The organism is Kitasatospora sp. NPDC057936, from assembly GCF_042887525.1.
Classification (GTDB): domain Bacteria; phylum Actinomycetota; class Actinomycetes; order Streptomycetales; family Streptomycetaceae; genus Kitasatospora.
In genome coordinates, this window is sequence record NZ_JBHVPD010000188.1 from 1 (window position 1) to 5,678 (window position 5,678).

The following is a 5,678-nucleotide window of genomic DNA, read 5'->3' on the forward strand; positions in this document are numbered from 1 at the left end:
GGCTCCAGCACAGCCCACTGGCCATCCGACAGATCCCCACGCCCCATCCGATGAGCCTGGCATCAAGTCCGATGACCTTCCAAAACAGACCCTAGACGCCGCGATCCCTTCCCGGAGAGACTGACTGCGACGAACAGGGCTCAGGGAGAAGAGCGAGCGCAAGTGCAGGACGCGGGGCGGGGACAGATGCCGAACAAACCGATCGCGGGCCGCTACGAGCTGCTGGAACAGCTCGACAACGGCGGCATGGGCGACGTGTGGCGGGGCTACGACGCGGTGCTGGACCGGCCGGTCGCCGTGAAACGGATCCGACCGCAGGCCATCGCCGCCACCCCCGGACTGTCCGAGGAACTCGAAAAGCGCTTCCGCCGCGAGGCACGGATCACCGCCCGCATCCAGCACCCGGGTGTGCCGCAGGTGTACGACGCCGTCCTCAACAGCACCTACGAACACCTGTTCCTCGTTATGGAGCTGGTGGAGGGCGTCCCCCTCACCCGGTACGTGCACGCGGATCGGCCCCTCCCCGTCAGCTGGGCGGTGGCCGTCGCCGCGCAGGTCGCCACCGTGCTGTCGTACGCACACGACGTGCCCGTGGTGCACCGCGACCTCAAGCCGTCCAACATCCTGGTCGCGCGGGACGGCACGGTGAAGGTCCTCGACTTCGGCGTCGCGGCGATCCTGCAGACCGACGTCACCAGGCTGACGGCCACCGGTCGGCCGATCGGCACCCACCGGTACATGTCACCCGAGCAGGTGCGCGGCACCCGGGTCACCCCGCGCACCGACCTCTACGCCCTCGGCTGCGTCCTCCACGAACTCTTCTGCGGAAAGCCGCTGTTCAACGCACGCAGCGAGTTCGAGCTGATGGACCAGCACGTCCGAACCGCGCCCACCCCACTGCGAGGCCTGCGCGCCGACGTACCGGAGGAGTTGGAAGCACTGGTCCTGCATCTGCTCCGCAAGACGCCGGAGAGCCGGCCGGCGGACGTGCAGGAGGTTTACGAGCGGCTGATGCCGTTCCTGCCCGCACCTGGGGAGCCCTCCGCCCTCAGGGAGGCCGGGCCGACCGGAGTGCCGGACCCGACCGGGCTCTACCGCCGCCCCTACGCACCCCGCGCCCGGGCCGAGAGCCGTCTCCGCGTCACCCCGGATACCACGGGCCGGGCCGCCAAGCACGTGGTCTCGCCGTCCGAGCGGGAGCAGCTGCGGGCCCAAGTGCGGGAGGTCGACGAGCACTACATCGCCCTCATGGAGGAAGAGCGCTACACGCAGGCCGCCGAGATCGCGGGCGAGATGATCGAGCCGCTGGCGCGAGCCCTGGGCGCCGAGAACAAGGCCGTTCTCCGGATGCGGCGCCATCGAGCGGTCAGTCGGCAGCTGGCGGGCGACCACCGGGCGGCCCTGCCCGAGTTTGAGGCGCTGGCCGAGGCTTACAGCCGCATCAACGGACCGACCGACGAGGCCGCCCGGGACTGCCGCGCCCAGGCAGCCCGCTGCCGCGGCGAACTCGGCCAGGTGACCGAGGCGCTGGCAGAGCTGCAGGGGGTCCTCGACATGGAACGGGCCGTCGAGAGCGACGTCAGCGACGCGGCTGTGGAACTGCGCCGCGACATCGGCATGCTGCTGCTCAGCCAGGGCAACCCGGAGGAGGCCCGGGCATGTCTGGCGGCCCTGTACGAGGACGTCGCGCTCGTCCACGGCCCGCACCACGACGTGGCCGCCGAGGCCGCGGAGGTCCTGGCCATGCTCCACCGCGAACTGGACGGCGAGTGACCGGCAGCGGACGACCGGAAGCAGGTAAACGGCCGTTCGAAGCGTGCTGCCATGCCGCGGCCGCCTAGAATCCCGCCATGCCGCACCTCGCCCTCGACAGAGCCTTCTGTCAGCAATTGGAGAAGCTCGAGAAGCACGTCAGGAACGGCGTGTTCGACGCCTGGGAGAAGTTCGAGCGACTCACCCTCGACCAACTCTTCAAGGATCCGGGCCTGAAGCTGGAATCCCTGAAGGGCGCCAGGGACCGGCAGATCCGGACCATCCGGATCACCCAGGGATACCGCGGCGTGGTCCTCGCGCCCGAGACCGGGGACACCTTCGTGTTGCTCCGGGTCGGCCCGCACGACGACGCCACCGAGTGGGCGGTGAAGCAGAAGGCGACCATCAACGCCATCACCGGCGCCGTGGAGCTCCGTGAGATCGCCACCCTGGAGGAGCTGACCCCCACCTACCAGCGCATCGCACCCGCAGAGGAGCAGCGGCTCTTCGCCAAGGTCTCCGACGGGGAGATGGCCGCTCTCGGTATCGACGCGACCACTCTCACCCAGGCGCGCGTGCTGACCAGCCTGGAACAGCTCGACGTCTTCGGGCGGTTCTTCCCGCCGGACCAGTACAAGGTGCTGGAACACCTCGCCCTCGGGGCGAGTGTCGAGCAGACGTGGCAGGAAGTCGTCGTGCCGGCGCTGGCCGACGCTGCGTCGCAAGAGCCCGTCGACACCACCGACTATGCGACCGCCATCGCGCACACCCGCACCCGGATCGCCGTCGTCACGGACGCCGACGAACTGCGCGACATCCTCGACAAGCCGTTCGCCGCCTGGCGGATCTTCCTGCACCCCGCCCAGCACAAGATCGCCTACCGTCCGTCGTACTCCGGCCCCGCGCAGGTGACCGGCGGGCCCGGCACCGGGAAGTCCGTCGTCGCCCTTCACCGGGTGCGGCATCTGCTTCGGCACCTGCGCGACGGCAACCGCATCCTGCTCACCACCTTCACCAACGCCCTCGTTGGCTCCCTTAACGAAGGGCTATTCCTGCTGGTCGACGACCCCGACCTGCGCGACCGGGTGGACATCGTGACCGTCGACGCCTTCGCCGGGCGCCTGGTCAACACCTCGCGTCGGCCGCTCACCGGGTTCCAGGAGACGGCCCGGTGGGAACGGGCCGCGGAAGCCACCGGCTTCACCGGTACCCCGCAGTTCCTGGCCCAGGAGTACAAGCACGTCGTCCTCGCCCAGGACATCCGCAGCCTGGAGGAGTACGAACGCTGCGAACGCCGGGGCCGCGGCAGCGCGCTGCCGTCCTCCGCCCGGCCGCTGGTGTGGCGGACCGTGGAGGAGTTCACCCGACGCCTGACCGAGGACGGGCTGCGCACGTACCTGGGCACCTGCGTGGAGGCCACCGACCTGTTGGCCGCGCAAGGGCCGTGCTACCGGCACGTCGTCATCGACGAGGCCCAGGACCTCCATCCGGCCCAGTGGCGGATGCTCCGCGCGGCCGTCCCGCGGCGCCCCGATGACCTGTTCATCGCGGGCGACCCTCACCAGCGGATCTACGACAATCGGGTGTCACTGAGAACCCTCGGCATCAACGTCGTCGGCCGTTCGACCAAGCTGCGCAAGAACTACCGCTCCACCCAGGAGATCCTGAGCTGGACGACGGGACTTCTGCTCGGCCGCCCCTACGCCGAACTGGCCGACAGCGGACGGCACGACACCCTGATCGGGTACAGCTCTGCCCTGCACGGCTCCGGACCGCGCGTCCGCTCGGCGAAGACGGCGGAGGCCGAACTCGATGCCCTGGTCGAGCAGGTGCGTGAGTGGTTGGACAGCGGCGCCGCGTACGGGGAGATCGGCGTCTGCGCACGGTTCAACAAGACCTGCGAGAAGGCCACGGACCGCCTGATCGCGGCCGGGATCCCCGCCAGCCGGATCCGCGCGGGAGCCACCCGCACGGACGAGGCGGTCAATGTGGGCACCATGCACACGTTCAAGGGGCTCGAATACCGCTACACCGCCGTCGTCGGCGTCAACGACCGTGCATTGCCGAACCCTTCGGCCATCACCCCGGAGGAGGTCGACTGCCTCCAGCACGAGGCCGACCTCGCCGCGGAACGCTGTCTGCTGTTCGTCGCCTGCACCCGGGCACGGGACGGCCTGTACGTCTCGTGGACCGGGCAGCCGAGCCCCTTCCTGGTGGAGGCCGGTTGCGAGGCGGGGTAGTCGGCACTGTCCGCTCACCATCCCTGATTCAAGCCAACGCAAGCCCCTCGACCGCACTCCCGAGTCCCTCGACAGCACCACCGCCGACGCCGCCTATCGCCAGCTCTGCCACAAGACCACAGCCGTCCGATGCAACGCACCACACCGCCTCAACTACGAATATTCGCATTAGCTATCCCACCCGCATCCCTCAATCGGACGTCGACATGAGGAAGCGGCCCCCAGCAACCGCTGACCACCAGGAAGGCTCGGCCGATGCCCGGACCAGGCAACCTTCGCGGGGCGGGTGGACAACCTCAGCGCAACACCCGTGTCTGGGACCCCGCAGAGCGCAGCCCAGACCCCCGCCAGAGCGGACCGCATGTTCGTACTGCGGGCGGGTCTCTACCTCGACGGAGGTCTCGCCTGAGCGGCATTTCGCAGATACGCGTACGGGTCGCGCAGCGGCCGGGGCTCGCGGATTCCGCGCGCGATCTCCTCGGGGAGATCAGGGCCGGCGGTGTAGTAGCGGCCCTGGGCTTCGCCCTTGGCGGTGAGCCAGCCCGCGCGGACGAGTTCGCGGATGTCGCGTTGGGCCTGCTGCTCGCTGAGTTCGGCGTCGGTCTGGTAGGTGGCGCGGCGGACGCGGTTGCCCATGGCCGCGGGGTAGAGGGCGTAGAGCATGCGGTCGGGCCAGCCGCGCTGCTCGACGGCAATGCTGGAGAACTCCGGCGCCATGATCCCCTCACGGGCCAGGACCAGGGTGTGCAGGGCGCGGGACATCCGCCCGTTCCCGTCCGACCACGGGTGGATCGCCACCAGGTTCAGGTGCGCCATCGACGCCCGCACGAGTCCCGGCGCGTCCAGGTCGCCGCCGTTCAGCCACTCCACCAGCTCGCCGGCCAGTGCCGGCACCTGCTCAGCGTCGGGAGCGGTGTACGCCGCGATGGTGGGGTCCTCGGCCGAGGTCGCGAACACCGGCCCGGTACGCCACCAGCCGGGCCGTTTGATCAGGTGGTGGCCCTGCATCATGAAGTGCAGCGCGTTGAGCAGGCCCTTGCTGTAGGCGAAGTCGTCGCCCGCTTCGGCGAGGCGCTGGATGTAGGTCATCGCCTGCCGATAGCCCTCAATCTCGGCCGTGACGGTGTCGTTCGCATCGATCGGCGCTTCGCCGACCATGATGTCCTCGACGTCCGACAGGCTCGCAGCGTAGCCCTCGATCGTGTTCGATCCTGCGATCGCCCGCGCCGTGAGATTACGCCGCAGCTGCCCTTCCCAGCGACGTGAAGTGCGCAGATGGAGACGCAACCGGTCGCGCATCTCGTCGATCTCCGCGAGGACGGACTGGTCGATGTCCTGCAGCGATGGCACACCATAGAGCATGAAGCAATGACACCATGACGGCATCAAACAAGTAAGGTGAATCGGCGCAACCATGGTGCATGAGTACTTCAACGCATCCCTGGAAGTCAGCCACCCCGGACCCGTTCAGCGAGATCACCACCGCCGACCTTCCGGCCCCTCCGGGCGGCCTGCGCTCGCAATACCGCACTTCGCCGCTCACCAGCCGCCGCTCGCCGGCCTCCCAGGCCACCCCAGCCCAGACACAGGCCTAGGGACTTTCTTTCGGATCAGCGGGCGGACCAGATGAAGATGCCCGCGATGTGGAGTCCGGCCTGGTAGACGGTGGCGGTCTTCTCGTAGCGG

At 69.1% G+C, this 5,678-nt stretch carries 3 protein-coding genes; 2 read left to right on the top strand and 1 reads right to left on the bottom strand.

What is annotated here, in order from left to right; genetic code table 11:
• Positions 1-186: 186 nt before the first annotated feature.
• Complete coding sequence (locus tag ACFVU9_RS45170; protein WP_387603868.1) at positions 187-1,773, top strand: protein kinase; 1,587 nt, start codon at positions 187-189, stop codon at positions 1,771-1,773.
• A 77-nt stretch (positions 1,774-1,850) separates the two neighbouring features.
• Positions 1,851-3,992: a UvrD-helicase domain-containing protein gene (locus ACFVU9_RS45175; protein WP_387603871.1), complete on the top strand. Its 2,142-nt coding sequence runs from the start codon at positions 1,851-1,853 to the stop codon at positions 3,990-3,992.
• A 384-nt stretch (positions 3,993-4,376) separates the two neighbouring features.
• Here the strand turns inward: ACFVU9_RS45175 and ACFVU9_RS45180 are convergent, their stop codons facing one another.
• Positions 4,377-5,354: a Fic family protein gene (locus tag ACFVU9_RS45180; RefSeq protein ID WP_387603874.1), complete on the bottom strand. Its 978-nt coding sequence runs from the start codon at positions 5,352-5,354 to the stop codon at positions 4,377-4,379.
• Positions 5,355-5,678 lie beyond the last annotated feature (324 nt).

Excerpts from the sequence above, each read along its gene's own strand:
- ACFVU9_RS45170 (WP_387603868.1), top strand. The coding sequence starts at position 187 with ATGCCGAACAAACCGATCGCGGGCCGCTACGAGCTGCTGGAACAGCTC.
- ACFVU9_RS45175 (WP_387603871.1), top strand. The coding sequence starts at position 1,851 with ATGCCGCACCTCGCCCTCGACAGAGCCTTCTGTCAGCAATTGGAGAAG.
- ACFVU9_RS45180 (WP_387603874.1), bottom strand. The coding sequence starts at position 5,354 with ATGCTCTATGGTGTGCCATCGCTGCAGGACATCGACCAGTCCGTCCTC.